Below are 17218 nucleotides of genomic sequence, written 5' to 3'. Positions count from 1 at the left end.
CGTGCCGGCCAGATTGACAGGAGACGCGAGTTCAGAGGGCGAGCAGCGGACCGAACGTCTCCCGTGCGATGTCCTCGGCCTGTACTTGGGTGACCACACGACCGGGAATGCCCGGATGGTCGGTGACCCAGGTCTGGGCGGAGACAGTGGAGGTGAAGAAGTTCAGCGCGTCGCAGCACGCCGTGGCCGCGGGGCCACCGCCGGGTCGCTGCCCAACGAATACCACCGCGTTCTTCGGCTCCCAGGTGGCCGCCCCGCTGCGGGTGGTGACGGTGACCGGCTCGCCGTTCACCGGGTCCGTGGAGGAGATCACCACATCCGCTTCCAGCATCGGGGGAATGCCGAGTGCGTCGATCGCGCACATCGACCACACCTCTACGCCGCCGTCGATCCGGACCCGGTGGCGTGTCGGCACGGCGGAGAAGGGGTACGCCGCGCGGATCTGCCCGGCTTCGTCCAAGGTCAGGAAGTCCTCGGCGGCCAGTTCGCCCAGCACCGCGCTGGCCGTCCGGCCCGCCTGAGCGGCTACCGGCTCCAGTACGTCGGGCCCGGGGGCCGTTCCGGTGTCGGCGAAGTGCCGCAGCACTGCCTGGTGTACCGCCCGCAGGCCCCGCCCGGCGGGCGCGCGGCGCCCTCGCCCGGCCCGGCCGACCACATCGAGAGCGTCCGTCGCACAGCAGTCCCCCGTTGAGGCAGCCGCCACCTGGCCTGCACCGGTGAATGCCTCGCGCAGCGCGGTCACGCCAGGGGCACCGGCAACCGTGCCGTCGGCGTCCCGGTACAGGCGGCACGACATACTCGGCACCGCCCCGGCCGGCGCGAAGGGATCGACGCCGTCCAACAGGATCGTTGGTGACCCGTTCATCCCGCGAGTGACGGCCTCCCCCTGGTCCTGGACCTCGACCAGCTCCACCTCCGCTGCCCGGCCTGCCAGCGCGGCAGTGACCCGTTCCACGGCCAGCGGGGCGTTCGGGCACTGTGGAACCGTCAGCACCGTGATCCGCATCCTGCTCATCCTCCAAGCTCAGCGTCCTGCCCCGACCCTAGACCTTCCAGCGCACTGGAAGGTCAAGTCGTAACCTGGAGGCATGCGCATCGGAGACCTGGCGGCGGCCAGCGGGCTGACCACCAAGACCATCCGCTTCTACGAGCAGGCCGGCCTGCTGCCCGCCCCGCCCCGCACCCCGGGCGGCTACCGCGACTACCCCGAGCAGGCTGTGGCCCGGCTCGGCTTCATCCGCGACGCTCAGGGCGCCGGCCTGAGTCTCGCGGAGATCCGTTCCGTCCTCGCCCTGCGCGACGGCGGCCAGGCCCCCTGCGCACATGTCACCGTGCTCATCGACGAGCACCTTGCCGACATCGAACGCCGCCTGGCCGAACTGACCGCCACCCGCGAGGCACTGGTCGGCCTCGCCCGACGCGCCGCCGCCACCGACCCGGCCGCCTGCACCGAGGACGACATCTGCACCATCCTGACCCTGCCAGACGCCCGACCCCGGCCGACGCTCGCTGACGCTCCCCCATTCGTTGACCATCGGAGCGGGTGAGGCGAGAAGCATCCCTGGCCGTTTTCGAATGCTCCCATCAGTTGATGACGCTTCCTGAAATTGGCCACCTGGTGCTTTTGGGCTGGCCAGACTTGCTCTGCTGATGTCCCCACCCATTGATCTTGGTCGGCGTGTCGTGGTGGGTAGTGTCTGATCGGCACCGCTGGGGAATCACGACCGCAACCCGGCACACCGCGGCAATACTTCAGCCGTTCGCCATCTCACCGCCCGCTGTCCGCCATCCAGGCAGCGGACCGAGTTCGTACCCTTCCCGCGATTCGAATCGATCAACATCCCGGAGGGGATATGCGAGACCGCGTACGGGTCGCCTGCCGCGCGGCGGCGGTGGCCATAGCGCTGGCGGCAGCGGGGGGAGCGACCACAATCCCGGCGGTGGCAGCGCCGACAGGTATCACCCAAACCGCGCCGGCACCGGCGCCGACCGGCCTGACGTACAGCCTTGACGCGGCCACCGAGCAGGTGACAGTCAGCTGGGACCCAAAGGACCCGGCTGACACAGTGACAACTGGCTATCGCGAGGGGTCCTGCAGCGGTCCCTCGACCGCCGACGGGCCGTGCTTCGCCCGGGTGTCGGGGCCGCTGCTGACCGGCGGCTCGTTCACGTTCCACCAGGCTGCTGGCCGGACGAGGTACTTCCGGCTGTACGCCGAGAACGCGGCGCACCAGCTCACCGGCTCGGCGATCCTCACCATCACCACCTGAGACAGCCCGGCATACGACCGGCCCCGAAGTCGACCCGTGACGATGTGGTAGACGCGCTGCACTGGCCAGATTCGGGGCCCTGTCGCCGCTATCCCCGACCAGCTGTACGGTGGCGACAGTCACCAGTGTCGCGTGCAAGCTCATGCGCAGGTTGAGTACGAGCTCACCTGCAGGGGCAGGGCGCCAGGCGCCGTACAGGGTGAAGAGTCAGTGCCCTGAGCCGGGACACGCACAGCATCGCCCCGCTCTCCTTCCGCGGCGCCACCTCCTCGGGGGTCTCCACCCTGCTGCCCACGCTCACCGGCCGTGGCCACGAGCACCACGGTGAAATCCTGCGGGAAGTCGCTGCCCTCGCTGATAGCGGGTCGCTCAAGCCCGTCCTTGATCCCCGCCATTTCACGCTGGAGACCGTCATCGACGCTCACACCGCAGTGGAGACAGGCACGACCAGCGGCAGAGTGGTCGTCGACATCGAGGCGTGTTTCCCGAGGCCGTGCAGAACGGGTTGTATCGGCCGGCCCTGCTGATCGGGGGCCAGGGCCACAGGGGCCGAGTGGCTCACACCCGGGGCGGGCCCCACGCGCAATGGGCCGCCGTTGGCCCGTCGGTCAACTGCGAAGGAAAGCCAGCAGGTCGGCGTCGAACGTGTCCTTGAAGGGGGCTACCATCGACAGTCCGTGCGGGGCCCCTTCGTACACCGTGAACTTCGCGCCCTTGACGATCTTCGACGACTTCTCGCCGGCGGCCACGATCGGGACGATCTGGTCATCGCTGCCGTGCACGATCCAGGTCGGAATGTCGAAACGCTTCAGATCCTCCGTAAGGTCGGTCTCGGAGAACGCTTTGACGCAGTCGTAGGCGCCCTTGATGCCTGCCTGCATCGACCAGAGCCAGAACGCGTCGCGGGTGCCCTGCGACACCTGGGAACCGGGACGGTTGGCGCCGTAGAAGGGCGCGCTGAGGTCTTCGTAGTACTGCGAGCGGTCGGTGGCGACGCCTTGGCGGATCTCGTCGAACACCTCGAGGGGCAGGCCCTCGGGATTGGCGTCGGTCTTCAGCATCAGCGGAGGGATCGCGCCGAGCAGGACGGCCTTGGCAACCCGGCCGGTGCCGTACTTGCCGATGTAGCGGGTCACCTCGCCGCCGCCGGTGGAGTGACCGACGAGGATGATATCGCGCAGGTCGAGCTTCTCGATCACTTCGGCCAGGTCGTCTGCGTAGGTGTCGAGGTCGTTGCCGTTCCACGTCTGTGAAGAGCGGCCGTGCCCGCGCCGGTCGTGCACGACGGCCCGGAAGCCGTTGTCGGCCACCAGCTTGGCCTGCGGATCCCATGCGTCGCCGTTCAACGGCCAGCCGTGGCTGAACACGACCGGCTGGCCGCTGCCCCAATCCTTGTAGAAGATCGAAGTGCCGTCCTTTGTCGTCACGGAAGACATGCGCACAGGATCCTTTCGCTGGGTGAGGGCCGGACACGGCGACCGCGGGAATCCCGGCACCGCTGACCACTGTGGAGCCGGTGTTCGCTGAGCCCGCGCCTCGGTCTCGTCCGGCTGCGGAGCCATGTGGCGGGGAGCAGGTCGGCTGCGGGCGCGGTCACACAGGGATGCGAACACTGACCGCCGCCATCACGCTAGCCGAACGAGTTGATGCAGGCACTTTGTGGTGAGTACCAGACAGTCAAGGGCGACCGGCCTCGTGCGTAGCAGCGTGTCCAGGCCGCGCTGGACGCCTGGCGGCCGGGAGGAAGGGCGGGCCCGCCTACGGCCCTGCACCTCTGACAACGAGCGAACCACCACCCTGAAAACCTCCTCCAGACCTGCACACGCCACCACCGCCAGACCGCACTCGACGGAAGTCCGCCCATCAGCCGCATCAACAGCCCTGCGGGTCATTACGGCTGTCCGCTCGACGCGGCCACCACAGCATCACCTGGTCGGCGACCGTGCGCAGTTCCTCGCGCGACGCACCCGAAGCGGCCTGGATGGCGAGTCCTTGGACGACGGTGACCAGGAGCCGCGCGAGGGCCGAGGGGTCGGAGCCGGGAGGCAGGCCGTCGGCGTTGGAGAAGGACTGGAGCCGGTCGGCCAGGGACTTCACTCCGTTCTCCCGGAGCCCGGTGAGGTATTTCTGCACGGTGGCCGAGCGAGGGTTCACGGCAAGCGCGCTCTGTGTGACCAGGCAGCCGTGCGGGGTGTGGTCGCCGACGACCGCCTCCACGGCGGAATGCAGGAACGTGTGCGCCAGCGCCTCGGCCGTCCGCTGATCGAGGGCGGCCCGCATGTAGGCCCCGGGACCGGCCATATAGCGTTCGACGACCTTCTGGAAGAGGGTCTCCTTGTCTCCGAACGCCGCGTAGACGCTGGGGGCGCTCATCCCCATGGCCGTCGTGAGGTCGGACATCGCGGTGCCCTCGTAGCCCTGGGTCCAAAAGGTCAGCATCGCGGCGTTCAACGCCACCTCGGGATCGTAGCTACGAGGCCGACCACCCGGCATGACCTTCCCTGCCCTTCCTCGCCCACGGGCGAATCGGCCACCTGCCGAAACGCGCATCTCCCGCAGCCTACTGCCGTATTGACACGTCGGTAGGGGCGCGGAATAGTTTATTAACGATCGCTAGGATACTGCTGCTCGGCAACGAGGAGAACCATGAGCCTGATCGATCCCTATTCGACAGACCCCCAGTACACCAAGCGAAGCGCGCTCTACGTGCCGTCCGGAAAAGGGGAAACCTCCTGGGTGTTCGCCGACACCTACACCCTCAAGGCCGGCGCACGGGAGACCAACGGGACGCTGACCTTCCTGGAAGCAACGGTGCCGCCCGAAGGGGGACCTGAACCGCACATCCACAACGATCACGACGAGGCGTTCTACGTGATCTCCGGGGAGTTGGAGTTCCTCAACGGCGACGAGACCGTGACCGCCGGCGCCGGCGGTTTCTTCTTCGTCCCGCGAGGCACTCGGCACCGCTTCCGCAACCGTGGCTACCACGCGGCCAAAATGATCTTCTTCTTCACCCCGGGTGGCATCGAGGAACTCCTCCTGGCCGGTGCCACGCCCGCCGAGCCCGGGGTGGCACCGCCGATCCGAGAGCTCAGCATCGGGGAGCCACCGACGGAACTGATGGACCGCTATGCCACGGAGGTCCTCCCCGACCCCAGCTAGGGCCTCTCGAATGGATCATGCCGGGCTCGCGGGGTCGGCCTGATCCAAACGGAAGACCCTAGACCTCCGTGAGGCACCCGGGCCGCCTGCACGACGCGGTCCCGTACGGCCCGGGCGGACACGCCTCCTTCGCTCATCGACGGCCCAGCACCCGCAGGAGAACCCGCATGCCCACCGCTCCCGCACCATCCGAATCCTTCGACCATGACTTCGCCCATGTCAACGGAGTCCGTCTGCACTGCGTGAGCAGCGGTTCGGGCGAACCGCTCGTGCTGCTCCCGGGCTGGCCCCGCACCTGGTGGCAGTACCACACGATGATCCCGCTGCTCGCACGGCACTTTCGGGTGATCGTCTGCGAATACCGGGGAATGGGCGAGTCCCAGAAGCCCGCGCGGGGGTACGACAAAGCCACCATGGCGCGCGATGTCCACGAACTCGTCCGGCACCTGGGCTACGAGCAGGTCAACATCGCGGGCGAGGACGTCGGGTCCTGGATCGCATACTTCTTCGCCGCCCAGTACCCCCAGAGCACCACCCGATTGGCCATGTGGGAGCCGGGAGCACCCACGAGCAAACTGGCGGACCTTCCCGCTCTGCCCACGCAGGACGGGCTGAATCCGTGGCACCTGGGCTTCAACCAGCTCGACGGTCTTCCCGAGCGACTGCTCGCAGGCCGCTACCGGACCGTCATCGACTGGTCCGCCGATCAGCTCACCGTCGCCCCCGAGACGATCGACGAGCAGAGCCGGGAGATCTACGCCCGCGCCTACGACTCCGCCGAAGCGATCCGCGCGGTGGCCGGCTGGTACCGGACATTGCACGAGGACCTGCGCGTCGCGGCCGAATTCCCCAAGCTGACCATGCCGGTCCTCGTGCCCGGCGGACGCTACCTCGCACTCTCCCGTGCCTCGAACGAACACCTGGCGACCGACATCCGGTTCGTCGAGATCCCCGACGCCGGCCACTTCCTCTCGGAGGAGCAGCCGCAGCTGCTGAGCCGCGAACTGATCAACTTCTTCAAAGACCGGACAGGCGCGCCGCTCAGCAGTCACGCCTGATGATCTTGTTCCCTTCGACCGTTCGCAGCCTCTCTGCGGACAGGCGGACGAAGCTGCACAGGGATCCAGCACAACGAGGACCAGCCGTTGTGACCTCGTCGGCAGAAACTCCCGCCCTCTTGCGAAAGGGCGTCGGCCGCTCGGTCGGGGCGATACTGGTCGTGACCGTCGCCCCGGCGCCGGAACGGTCTCGGACGCGGGCCCGGCCTGTGGGGCGTACCTGTGTCGATGTCTCCGAGAGGAGCTGTTCATGACCACGGCGAAAGACCTGTTCATCATCGCCATGGACCGGAAGCATCCCGTGGGACAGGGCGACCTGTCCCTCGCACTCGCGGGAGCCGAGCTGATCGATCTCATCGGTGCGGGGGTGGTCGCCGTGGACGGAGACCGCATCGTGCCGGGCGGACCGCCGAAGCCGGACGATCGGTTCATGGGCGAGGCCGCGGCAGGGCTCACTCGACAGGCACCCTACGAGCGGATCGAAGACTGGCTGTGGCGCCGGGGCCGAGACCTCTCGGCCGCGTACCAGGCCGCCTTGGAGAAGAACGGTGAACTGAAGCCGCAGCGAAGCGGCCGGCTGTCCTTCGGCTCGGAACACGTGGAACCGGTCGATACGCCCGCGCGCCGCCGTGCAGCCGACCGCTGGAAAGAGCAGGAACCCGTTCTGGCCGCCCTCGCCTCGGCCGTGGGCATCGACGACGAACGATCCGACGATGAGATTGGCCTCGACGACGAGGCGGTGACGACCGTGGTGGCTGCCGTCCACGACGCGGTGATAGAGCTGGAGACCGTACGCCAGAGACGGACCATCGAGAATGCCGCCTTCGCCAACCTCTGGCGCGGACCATGAGCCGAACCCACCCTCGGGAGCGCGGTCGAGTCCGGCGGCAACGGTGAGCGGTCACACGACAGTCGGACAGCCCGTTCCGCGAAGTCACGCTGGACGCCAGTGCAGTGACCGCAGTCAGCACCTCCGGCCGGATCCGGACCTTCCCTCGGAACGCGCTCCAGCAAGTAAGGATCACCGACGGCCCGACCTGCCCGGGCCGTCGCCGCTGAGCACACCGCCTCCCCCACGATGACCGTCCTCGTGACGTATCGATGCGCCCTCAGGCGGCCTCGCCCCAGCCTCGTACCAGTCCGTAACACCAACAGCACCAACGCCTCCACGACCGGGTTGGCACAGTGCATTCAGACAGTGTCATTCCCGGCCGGTGCGGCACGCGGTTGCACGGCAGCGCGCCCTGCCGCGGATTTGGCAACGGAGCGCGGCGCGGACGCGCCATGACGGAAGCACACATACCCGCCGAATATGATGCAGCTCACTCTGCCTGTCCGTCACTGTTCACCGGGCGGTCCGGTCAACCAGGGGGAATCCGCACTACAGCGAGGAGAGCACATCATGGATGCGCGTCTCAACTATTTCGGCAGTGCCCTTGGGGCCAAGCTCATGAAGCACATCACTTCGGCCAACAAGGTGGTCGTCGACTCGACGCTGCCGCACGCGCCACAGGAACTGGTAAAGATCCGCGCAAGCCAGATCAACGGCTGCGGCTTCTGCACCGACATGCACACCAAGGACGCCACCCACGCGGGCGAGACCGCTCAGCGCCTCAACCTGGTGGCGGCCTGGCGGGAGGCCACGGTCTTCACCGACGCCGAACGGGCCGCGCTGGAACTGGCGGAACAGGGCAGCCGGATCGCCGACGCCGCCGGCGGGGTCACCGACGACGCCTGGGCGAACGCCGCCAAGCACTTCGACGAGGACCAACTGGCCGCGCTGGTCGGCCTCATCTCTGTCATCAACGCCTACAACCGCATCAACGTCATCACTCAGCAGCCCGCCGGGAATTACCGGCCCGGCCAGTTCGGCTGAGTCCACCGGGCACGTCGGCGGACATCCTTCGACATTCCGGCTCGGGAAACCCGGGCCGTGAGAACGGCGGCTGGTTCGGCGGGGCATTGCGGAATAACCGCGGAAAGGAGCGCAGCGGCTGGGCAACGCGGGAGCCCGGCGCCGGGAGAGGAACCGAACCGCAAGCGCACGGCACGGGTGGCCTGCGCCTTCGACATCACCTCCGCCCTGCGCCGACCCCACGACATACGGGTCCGCTTCCGCAGCATGCATCGCCGTGACTTTCAGGGCATGCCGGCCACTGATCGTGAGCTCAGCTGCCGGAGCATCGAGACCGGCGTCGATTCCTATCAGGATCGCCAGCACCCGGGCCCGCCGACCAAGAGCGGGTGATACACCTACGGGCCGCGAGGCGCCACTGGGATGCCGGGGATCCCGTCACCGTCCCGGCAGCCGCGTCGTGACTTCCTGCAACGCCCAGCCGTTACCGTCCGGGGCACTGAACGAAGCGAACGAGTCGTAGCTGGCTCACTCCGCATCCGGCCCAGGCAGGCGTCCCTGGGTCCCGGCGCGATGGAACACCCCGTCCGCGTCGTGGAACACCTCGCTGACCTCCACGCCGCGATCGGCGCCCTCGGCCCGGGCCACCTCGATGCCGGAGACGATGAGGTGCAGGCCCTCCGCATCACAAGAAGTGACCGGACTCGCTACTCGCGCACAGAGCCACTGCCCCTCGAACTTCTCGGGCCGGTCAAGGAGGTGGGGCCTTCCACAGTCGTACGGCACCGTCGAAGGTGGCGGTTGCGACGAGTCGGCCGTCGGGGCTGAATTCCAAGTCCGATACATTCGATGTGTTTCCGACCAGCTGGGCCTGCAGGTCATGCTCGGTCGCGTCCCACAGTTGCACCACCTCGCCGCCGAAAACAGCGAGTGTCGCACCCCGGGGGCTGTAGGTGACTCCGACCTTCCCGGTCGTCGTCTCGCCGAGGGAGGTTTCGGAGCGGCCGCTGGGTGCTTGCCAGAGTTGTACTGGCGCGATGTCGTCGTCGCATGAGGTGGCGAGGCTCTTGCCGGACGGGCTGAACGCCACGGCCAGACCGTCCTCGCAAAGGTCGAAGCGCTCGCGTGCCGTGCGCTTGGCCACATTCCACAGTTGCGCCTCCTCTCCGTCGGTGTGGCCGTACTTGTCGTTGCGGTGGCCCGCAGTGGCCAGCGTCTTGCCGTAAGGGCTGAACGCCACCTGTCGGGCATTCAATTCGTCGTCGAGAACGGCGAATTGTCTGCCGTGGTTCTTGCCGCTGTCCGCGTTCCACAGCCGTACGCCATTGAGTCCCCCGGTGGCGAGGAGGCGGCTGTCGGGACTGAACGCCACGCTGTCGAATGTTCCGTAGAAAGGGGCGCTGGTGATGGTGACGACCAGCCGGTGCTTGGCAACGTCCCACAGCCCGATACCGTCATAGCGGGTGCTGGCGGCCAGCAGCTTCCCGTTGGGGCTGAACTCGACGGCGGTGATCTGGGGCCCGCTGGTGCTGGACTTGGAGCGCTGGGTGAGGAAGGTACGGGTCCGGCGGCCGTCCACATCCCACAGCCGCACCTTGCCGTCGTCGCCGGCCATGGCGAGGGTCTTGCCGTCAGGGCTGAACGCCACGCTCGCGGGCTTCTCGGGAAAAGCAGTGAGCGTGGCCGTCGACTCGATCGTGGATGGCGTGGCGCGGTCCGCCGCCTGGCCGGGAAGCAGGACGGCGATGAGCACTGCGACCAGGACGAGTACCCCGATTCCGCTCAGCGCTAGAGCAGCGGGCAGGTGTGGCGTGACGGTGGCAGCAGGGAGCGGGCTGCCGGGCTCGGGCTCGGGCCGCCTGTCTGCAGCCGGTGGACGCACCGAGGCGCCAGGTCCGGCAGGTCGCGCGGTGGCGGCGAACGCGGCGATGGCCCCGAGGGCAAAGACGTCGCCGGCTTCGGTGACGGTCTGTCCCCTGATGTATTCGGGTTCCATGTATCCGGGCATCCCCGGCGAGCATTCCGGTACTGGTCACGGACGTGACATCCGCAGCTCGCGCTATGCCGAAGTCGATGACCTTGGGGCCGTCGGGTGTAAGGAGGTTGTTGGAGGGCTTCAGGTCACGGTGGATCACTCCGGCGGCGTGGATGGACTGCAGGGCCTCGGCCACCCGAGCCGTCAGTGGGCGACCGCCCTGCCCCCGATTTCGCCGCAGGACCGGACGGCCCCTTGCGGAGCGGTGGGCAGCATGTCTGAGACGACTGCGGCGAACAGTCCTGTAGCTGCGTCCGTGAAGACCCAGGTCTACGAGGCGACGCCACTGACGTCGGTGCTCGATCGACACGTACAGGGATCGTCGCCCTACAACCACCGGGCGTACGCCCCATCAGGCCTTCTCTCGCTCACCGCGGAAGACACGGTCACCGACGTCATGACACCGCCGGTGACTTGGCGCGGTGGGTGGCGCTCCGTCACCACGGGATGTGCAATAGATCCTGAATCCTGATATGCCCTCCGCTCATGGGTCCCCTGCTGATGGCCCATCCTGCAGCGCTGAGCAGACGTGACGTAGAACCGCTGACCACGACAAGTGGCCGGGATCAGCCGATCCAGGCCGGCGCCAGGGCATCGTGCGCCAGAACCCGAGCAGTACCCGAGCCATCGGCCGGGACGGTGTAGAGATCGGCGCCGTAGTCGGGGAGTGAGTAGGCCAGGTTGTTGTCGTCCGACCAGACCGCCTGGTCGTCGACGCTGCGGGTTTCCGCGACCGGGTGCTCTTGCATCGTTTCGAGGTCCAGGACGTACAGCCGCCAGGGGAGGTTCTTGGGCAGGCCTGGGACGCGCTTCTTGAAGGCGATCTTCGTTCCGTCGGGGGACAGTGAGGGACACTCGACGTTGGTGCGGACCGTGGTGGCCGTCTTGGTCGTGACGTCGCCGTGGATCAGATACGTCTGGCCGCCGGTGCCGAGCGTGGCGTAGAAGTGCTTGTCGTCGATGAACGTAACGCCCCAGAAGTTGGCGTCGACGGGGTGCAAAGGCTTCCCGTCCTTGGTGACGGCGTATTCCTCCAGGCTGGGCTGGAGGGCGCCCGTGCGAGTGTCGAGGATCGACGTGCGGGTGGAGAAGGTCTTTTGTGCGTAACCGTCACCCCCGACGAAGACCGTCCAGGCGGCCATGTGCCCGCTGGGCGAAACCCGGGACCGGTTGGGAATTCCGGCCAGAGGTATCCGCCGGGTCACGTGCAGGCTCGAGTCCAGGACGAGCGCAGTGTAGGTTTCCTGCATCGCTCCCATCTTGGACTGCAGGCAGATCCCGGTACCAGCAGCCGCGTAGAAGCGCATGCACTTCACTCCGGAGTAGGTGCGCGGTCCGACGGGCACGCCCGCCGGGACGCTGCTCAACTCGTCGCGGTGCGGCCCATACTCCAGCGAGCGGAAGACGATCCGAGGGGGGCCGCCGGGCGCGAGCGACACCGTGCCCGCGCCGGCCGCGGGCCCGCCCGCCTGGACGTGGTTCTTGCGGTCCGCCTGGTATGACCACCCGACCACCCCGGCCACGCTCGCGAGGACCAGGACGCTGGCGAGGAGCACCAGCAGTTTGTTGCGGTTGGTCATCACGTCGGCCACCGGGGCCGTTCGGGGCGCCTTGGTCATCCGGTGCCTCGTCTCCTGGTCAGTCACTGCCCGTCACTCCCTGTTCCTCTGCCGAACCTTTGGCCGCTGAATGCTCGGCCTCCGGGCGCAGCCGTATCGACAACACGAGGCTCAGCGCCAGCGCGAGCGCCGCACCGCTGAGCGCGGAACGGTCGCCCAACGCTGTCCAGGCCGCGCCGAAGGCGATCGAGCCGACGAAGCGTGCCGCGGCCTGGCCGGTCTGCACCAGGGCGAGGCCGCTGGACCGCAGGCCGGCCGGTACGCAACCGGCCGCGGCGGCCATGAGCACACCGTCAGTGGCGGCGTAGAAGGCGCCGTGCAACGCGAGGACCGCGTACGGCAGCCACCCGGACTGCACGTGTGTGAGCAGCAGCCCGTACGCCGCGAGCAGCGCGAGGTGGCCGCCGATGAATACCCGCCAGCGGCCTACCCGGTCCGCCCACCGGCCCAGCGGCATCGCCAGCAGCAGGAACGCCACGGCCGTGCCCAGCGGCAGCAGCGCGATCCAGCGGTCGGACACCCCGAGCTGTCGCTGCAGCAACAGGTAGACGAACGAGTCGCTGACCGTGGCCAGGCTCAGCACCATCGCGCACAGCACCAGGCGGCGCAGCTCTCGGCGGCCGAGCAGGGCGACGGCGGCGCGCAGTGACGGGCGTTCCGCGGCCGACGCCGGCGTGGCGCCCAGCTCCGGGGCGCGCGAGGGCACGAACAGCAGCAGCACGATCACGCCCAGGGCCGCCACGCAGAAGCTGACCGTGAACACCACGTTGTAGCCATCGGGCGCCTGACGCAGAATCAGGAACGCGACCAGCGGCCCGAGCAGGGCACCGGTGGTGTCCATCGCCCGGTGCACGCCGAACGCCCGGCCGCGGGTCTCCGGCGGTGAGGACAGTGAGATCAGCGCGTCGCGGGGCGCGGTGCGCAGACCCTTGCCGGTGCGGTCCATCGCCAGCACCGCGCCGATCAGCGGCAGCGTGTGCACGGCCAGCAGCAGCGGCTTGGAGATCGCGGACAGGCCGTACCCGAGGGCGGCGACCGTTTTGTGGCGGCCGCCGCGGTCGGCAAGGTGCCCGCCGACCAGCCGGACGAGCGCGCTGAATCCGTTGTAGACCCCGTCGAGCAGCCCGAAACCGAGCGGGGACAGACCCAGTCCGGTGACCAGGTACAGCGGCAGGACGGCGGTGACCATCTCCGACGAGATATCGGTGACGAGACTGACCGTACCGAGCACGAGCACGGTCGTCGTCACAGCAGACCGCCCGGGGAAAAGACCCCGGGCGGTCGGCGCGGTCCCTGCGGGAGTGCTGCCGCGGCTCTCACTGACGTACATGGTCACCCGGCCCAGATGGCGGGTATGCCGGACGCGGGCGCGGCCTGGACGGCAAGCGTCGACGTTCCCACCAGCACCGTGCCGACCGCCTGGTCGGGGCCCCCGAGTCCGGCCCACAGGTCGGCGGAAATGGTGGCCCGGTCGACGGCGGTCAACGAGGCATTGAAGCCGCGCCAGGGCGGACTCCAACTGGGCATGGATTACCTCCGGCAATCTCCTGATGTGCGGTTTGTGGCAGTGGCTCGCCAAATTTATAGGCGCATATGCCCTGGCCAAGAAGACGTAGGGTGAACTGAATCGGAATGCTTTGGTCCGGTTGGCGTCCCTGAGGTTGCGCGCCCAGTTACCTTTTCCGTGGCCCTGAAACGAGGGTCTGGCCTCCAGGCCCGGCACGACTGTTGCCCCTGTCGAACCATGAAGGCATGACCTGGGGGGCACCGTGGCCCGGAGCACCACCTGACCGCCGATGAGATGCCTGACCGTCACCCGACCCGGCGCAACGCTGGGCTGATCCCGGGTGGCAGGCGGGACCGAGGACCGCCAGGGTCTACCAGCATCGGGTGCCGTTGCAGGCGGATGGAGTCGAGCAGTGGACGGGAAGGCCAGGGATTTCCTGCCCGTAGCCGACTCCAGACCTTGAGTCCGTTACGCAGCATTCGGAGCGGTATCGGTGACCCATACCCGTCCCGCTGTATTTGAGAAGTTCATCTTTGGTTTGAAACGGCGGGAGTAGACGTTCCTACGCTGCTGGCTGCCATGAATGGCTGCGGCAGCACAACGGAAACATCACCGTTTACCTTTGCGGTGGTCTTCGCCGCGATGCCGGCTCGTTTGCTGTCGCCCTAACAAGGAAGAACCAGCATGCGCATAGCGCGCCCAAGCATCCGAGGCATGATGGCCTCGGCCCTGCTGGCATGTATTGCCCTTCCGGGAGCCGTTTCCGCGGCTGCGGAGACTTCGGACGCCGCTCCTTCGGCCGCCCCGCGTTCGGTGGTCGTGGCTCCGCCCGGGGTCCCCAAGCCCGACCACGTCGTCATGGTGATGATGGAGAACAAGGGCTACGACGACATCCTCAACAACCCGTCCACCAAACCCCAGGACCATGTGCCGTACATCAAGTCCCTGGAAGCCCAGGGTGCGTCGTTCACCGACTCGTACGGTCTCACGCACCCGAGCCTGCCCAACTACTACTCTCTGCTGTCCGCCTCGGACATCGTGAAGTCCAGCGAGTGGCCGGCCCCGCAGTCTGTCGACACCGACAACCTGCCCAACCAGCTGGTGACCCACGGATACACCTTCGCGGACTACGCCAACCAGGGCAAGCCCACGCAGTGGCTCCGCTACAAGAACACTCCGGGCACTGCGGGGAACCTGAACCCGATGGACAAGCGGCAGGAGGAGTTCCCGACCACGCCGGAGGGGTTCGAGAACCTGCCCACCGTCTCCTTCTACGTGGGCAACGGCCAGCAGAGCATGCATGACGGATCCCTCGCGCAGGGCGACGCCTTCCTCAAGAAGACCTTCGACTCGTACATCCAGTGGGCCAGGACACACAACAGCCTGTTCGTGCTGACCTGGGACGAGGACAACTTCACCCCGGTCAACCAGATCCCGACCATCATGGTCGGGCCGATGGCCAAGGCCGGCGAGTACAGCGAGCGCATCAACCACTACAACGTGCTCAAGACGCTGCTGGACATGTACGGCCTGGACCACATCAACCACACGGCCGACCCGGACGTCGCGACGATCACTGACGCGTTCGATCTGTCGCAGACCGACCGCCTGGAGGGCATGGCCGGGCTATGCCTGGAGAACCACCAGACCAAGCCGACGAAGCCGGGCCAGCTCGGCCTGCGGCACTGCGCATCCGCTGACGGCCAGCAGTGGGTCAGGCACGGGGACGGCACGCTCCGCAACGCCCACAAGTGCCTGACCGCCACCACGGACGGGAAGACCGGACTCGCCGACTGTGACGGCACCCCCGCGCAGACCTGGCAGCCCGGGACCGACGGTTCCCTGCTCAACCCGGCATCCGGCCGTTGCCTGACCGTCCCCGGCTCGCACATCCACAACGGAACCCCGGCGGAACTGCGGGACTGCGACGGCACGACCAGCCAGAAGTGGGTGGTGCCCGGCTACGACGCGGAGCACTCGCTCACAGTCGACAGGCCTTCATTCGTCAAGCCCGGCGACACCGCCACAGTGACGACCACGTACACCAACGACGTCAGCCCCATGGCGCTGCCGAAGGCCTCCGTCAAACTCACCGTGCCCAGCGGCTGGACGGCTGAAGCCACCTCGCCCGCCAAGGTCACCAAGCTCAAGCCCGGCCAGTCGGTCAAGACCACCTGGGCGGTCACCGCGCCCGCGGACGCAACCCCCGGTGACCAAGCACTGTCCGCGCAGGCCACCTACAAGAACGCGAAGAACAGCGACGAGGGCACCAGCACGATCCGCGTCGGGTACAACCCGGTCGATGTCACCGCATCGGGCCTGGACGGTCTGGTCTCCGGGCACTCCACATCTGTCCCGGTGAAGGTCACCAACAATACGGCCGGCAACACGGACGCTACGGTGCAGGTGGACGTGCCGTCCGGGTGGACGGTGAGCCAGTCTCAGCCTGTCACCCTGAATGCGTGGGAGTCCAAGACCGTCACGTTCTCCCTCACCCCGGCCCAGGACGCGTTCGGCCACGCGACGGTCACGCTGTCCGCCAACGGGGAGTTCCCCACGAGCAGTACGGTGCCGGCGACCGTCGGCAAGGCGATCACGATGACCGGGGAGACCGATGCCAGCAGCCATGAGTTCGCACTGGCCCCGAATCGATACAGTTCCTATCCGTCGACGTTCCCCAATGACGTCACCTTCACTGCGGGTGTGAGTAACCCGGCCACCGCTTGGAGTTACATCCAGCCTGGACCTCGCGACTCCTGGGCCGGGAGCAAGTCGCACACGTTCACGCTCAACTTCAACCTCGCCACTGCGCCGAGCAACGATCTGGCTTTCACCGCCTGGCTGCAGGACACCAACCCCACTGCCCCGCCCGCGCTCACGATCGGACTCAATGGCGCCGAACTGAGCAACGTCCAGACCCCTGCCGGCGGCGGCGGTGGCGCCACATCGGCCAATAACACCAAGCCGTCCACGCTGAACGTGACCCTGCCCGCCGCCAACCTCAAGGCCGGCGACAACACCATCACCGTCACAACAACCGGCGGATCATGGCTGGTCTACGACGCCTTCGGCATCCGACAGCTCCCATGACCCGAACCAGTTGACAACTCACCAAGTCTGCTGCACGCGGCTGCTGACCAACGTCGGCAGTCACGTGCGGCCGGCCCGCTCCACCAGCCGCTTCACCATCACCCGGACACAGATCTTGCCCCAAGGCCGGGTAGTTAGCGTTTTCGCTGGTCACGCAAGGGGAGTTGGGGTCCATGCTGTGGCGGTGTACAGGCCTGGGCCGAGTTTGTGGATGAGGCCGGTCTCGGCCCATCTGGAGAGCTGTCGATACATGGTCTCCATGGTGATGTCGCCGAAATGGGAGGCGATGTCACGGGGACGCCAGAGGCAGTCGGGGTCCTTCTCGAGCAGGGCCAGGATTCGGTGACGGCGTCGCTCGGCGAGGGCGGTGTGCCGGTCGTCGCGGGAGACGGCGGGGAGCTGAGGGCGGGATTCCGGAGGCTCGAGGACGTTGATTTCGAGACCGGTGATAGTGCGGGTGTTGTCGGGCCTGCCGTCCTCGTGGCGGGTGCTGTAGCGGGACATCGGTGACTTGACCTTGCGGGTGCTGACCCGCTGGCGTCGTGGCGGGAGGAGGCGGGTCAGAATCCGGTGGCCGATCAGCCCGAGGCGACCGGCGTCGGCGGGGTCGGTCATGACGGCG

General features: G+C 67.6%; 15 protein-coding genes and 2 pseudogenes. 8 read left to right on the top strand and 9 right to left on the bottom strand.

Features of this window, described 5'->3' with window-relative positions:
• Positions 1-31 precede the first annotated feature (31 nt).
• Complete coding sequence (gene merB / locus ACFYY7_RS36750) at positions 32-1006, bottom strand: organomercurial lyase (protein WP_388668069.1); 975 nt, start codon at positions 1004-1006, stop codon at positions 32-34.
• A gap of 82 nt (positions 1007-1088) precedes the next feature.
• Here merB and ACFYY7_RS36745 point away from each other — a divergent pair, with 82 nt between their 5' ends.
• The 3 genes from ACFYY7_RS36745 (at position 1089) to ACFYY7_RS36735 (ending at position 2797) form a co-directional block, all read left to right on the top strand.
• Positions 1089-1547 (top strand): heavy metal-responsive transcriptional regulator, encoded by a 459-nt coding sequence (locus ACFYY7_RS36745; RefSeq protein WP_388668068.1) that lies wholly within the window; start codon positions 1089-1091, stop codon positions 1545-1547.
• Positions 1548-2066: 519 nt separating this feature from the next.
• On the top strand, positions 2067-2270 hold the full coding sequence (locus tag ACFYY7_RS36740) for a hypothetical protein (RefSeq protein WP_388668067.1): 204 nt from the start codon (positions 2067-2069) through the stop codon (positions 2268-2270).
• Positions 2271-2485: 215 nt separating this feature from the next.
• Entirely contained in the window at positions 2486-2797 is a 312-nt protein-coding gene (locus ACFYY7_RS36735) for a zinc-binding dehydrogenase (protein ID WP_388668189.1), read from the top strand.
• Positions 2798-2878: 81 nt separating this feature from the next.
• Here the strand turns inward: ACFYY7_RS36735 and ACFYY7_RS36730 are convergent, their stop codons facing one another.
• Together ACFYY7_RS36730 and ACFYY7_RS36725 are read right to left on the bottom strand one after the other, a co-directional pair.
• The gene (locus ACFYY7_RS36730) at positions 2879-3706 is read right to left on the bottom strand and encodes an alpha/beta fold hydrolase (RefSeq protein WP_388668066.1); all 828 of its coding nucleotides are present in this window, start codon (positions 3704-3706) and stop codon (positions 2879-2881) included.
• A gap of 436 nt (positions 3707-4142) precedes the next feature.
• Complete coding sequence (locus tag ACFYY7_RS36725; RefSeq protein ID WP_388668065.1) at positions 4143-4727, bottom strand: TetR/AcrR family transcriptional regulator; 585 nt, start codon at positions 4725-4727, stop codon at positions 4143-4145.
• A 189-nt stretch (positions 4728-4916) separates the two neighbouring features.
• On the opposite strand from ACFYY7_RS36725, the gene ACFYY7_RS36720 reads away from it, so the two are divergent.
• The 4 genes from ACFYY7_RS36720 to ACFYY7_RS36705 all read left to right on the top strand — a co-directional run bounded on the left by ACFYY7_RS36720 (position 4917) and on the right by ACFYY7_RS36705 (position 8366).
• Positions 4917-5432 (top strand): cupin domain-containing protein, encoded by a 516-nt coding sequence (locus tag ACFYY7_RS36720; RefSeq protein ID WP_388668064.1) that lies wholly within the window; start codon positions 4917-4919, stop codon positions 5430-5432.
• A gap of 167 nt (positions 5433-5599) precedes the next feature.
• A complete protein-coding gene (locus ACFYY7_RS36715) occupies positions 5600-6490 on the top strand; it encodes an alpha/beta fold hydrolase (protein WP_388668063.1) in 891 nt (296 codons plus the stop codon).
• Positions 6491-6740: 250 nt separating this feature from the next.
• Entirely contained in the window at positions 6741-7340 is a 600-nt protein-coding gene (locus ACFYY7_RS36710) for a GPP34 family phosphoprotein (protein WP_388668062.1), read from the top strand.
• Between the two features lie 552 nt (positions 7341-7892).
• A complete protein-coding gene (locus ACFYY7_RS36705; RefSeq protein WP_388668061.1) occupies positions 7893-8366 on the top strand; it encodes a carboxymuconolactone decarboxylase family protein in 474 nt (157 codons plus the stop codon).
• A gap of 730 nt (positions 8367-9096) precedes the next feature.
• Here ACFYY7_RS36705 and ACFYY7_RS36700 read toward each other — a convergent pair.
• The 5 genes and pseudogenes from ACFYY7_RS36700 to ACFYY7_RS36680 form a co-directional block, all read right to left on the bottom strand.
• On the bottom strand, positions 9097-10341 hold the full coding sequence (locus ACFYY7_RS36700; RefSeq protein WP_388668060.1) for a WD40 repeat domain-containing protein: 1245 nt from the start codon (positions 10339-10341) through the stop codon (positions 9097-9099).
• A 100-nt stretch (positions 10342-10441) separates the two neighbouring features.
• Positions 10442-10690 (bottom strand): annotated as a pseudogene (locus tag ACFYY7_RS36695) (hypothetical protein); the annotation flags it as partial.
• A 256-nt stretch (positions 10691-10946) separates the two neighbouring features.
• Complete coding sequence (locus ACFYY7_RS36690; protein WP_388668186.1) at positions 10947-11960, bottom strand: TolB family protein; 1014 nt, start codon at positions 11958-11960, stop codon at positions 10947-10949.
• Between the two features lie 58 nt (positions 11961-12018).
• Complete coding sequence (locus tag ACFYY7_RS36685; RefSeq protein ID WP_388668059.1) at positions 12019-13329, bottom strand: MFS transporter; 1311 nt, start codon at positions 13327-13329, stop codon at positions 12019-12021.
• Between the two features lie 2 nt (positions 13330-13331).
• Positions 13332-13526: a hypothetical protein gene (locus ACFYY7_RS36680; RefSeq protein ID WP_388668058.1), complete on the bottom strand. Its 195-nt coding sequence runs from the start codon at positions 13524-13526 to the stop codon at positions 13332-13334.
• 664 nt (positions 13527-14190) lie between these two features.
• Between ACFYY7_RS36680 and ACFYY7_RS36675 the strand changes: the two genes are divergently transcribed.
• Positions 14191-16596, top strand: a complete 2406-nt coding sequence (locus tag ACFYY7_RS36675) for an alkaline phosphatase family protein (protein ID WP_388668057.1) — start codon at positions 14191-14193, stop codon at positions 16594-16596.
• A 150-nt stretch (positions 16597-16746) separates the two neighbouring features.
• Here the strand turns inward: ACFYY7_RS36675 and ACFYY7_RS36670 are convergent.
• A pseudogene (locus tag ACFYY7_RS36670) lies at positions 16747-17218 on the bottom strand (hypothetical protein); the annotation flags it as partial.

Origin of the sequence: Streptomyces sp. NPDC001933, from assembly GCF_042890955.1 — a bacterium.
Lineage (GTDB): Bacteria > Actinomycetota > Actinomycetes > Streptomycetales > Streptomycetaceae > Streptomyces.
Note: the sequence above shows the minus strand (reverse complement) of the source record. Positions and strands in the feature narration are given on the sequence as shown.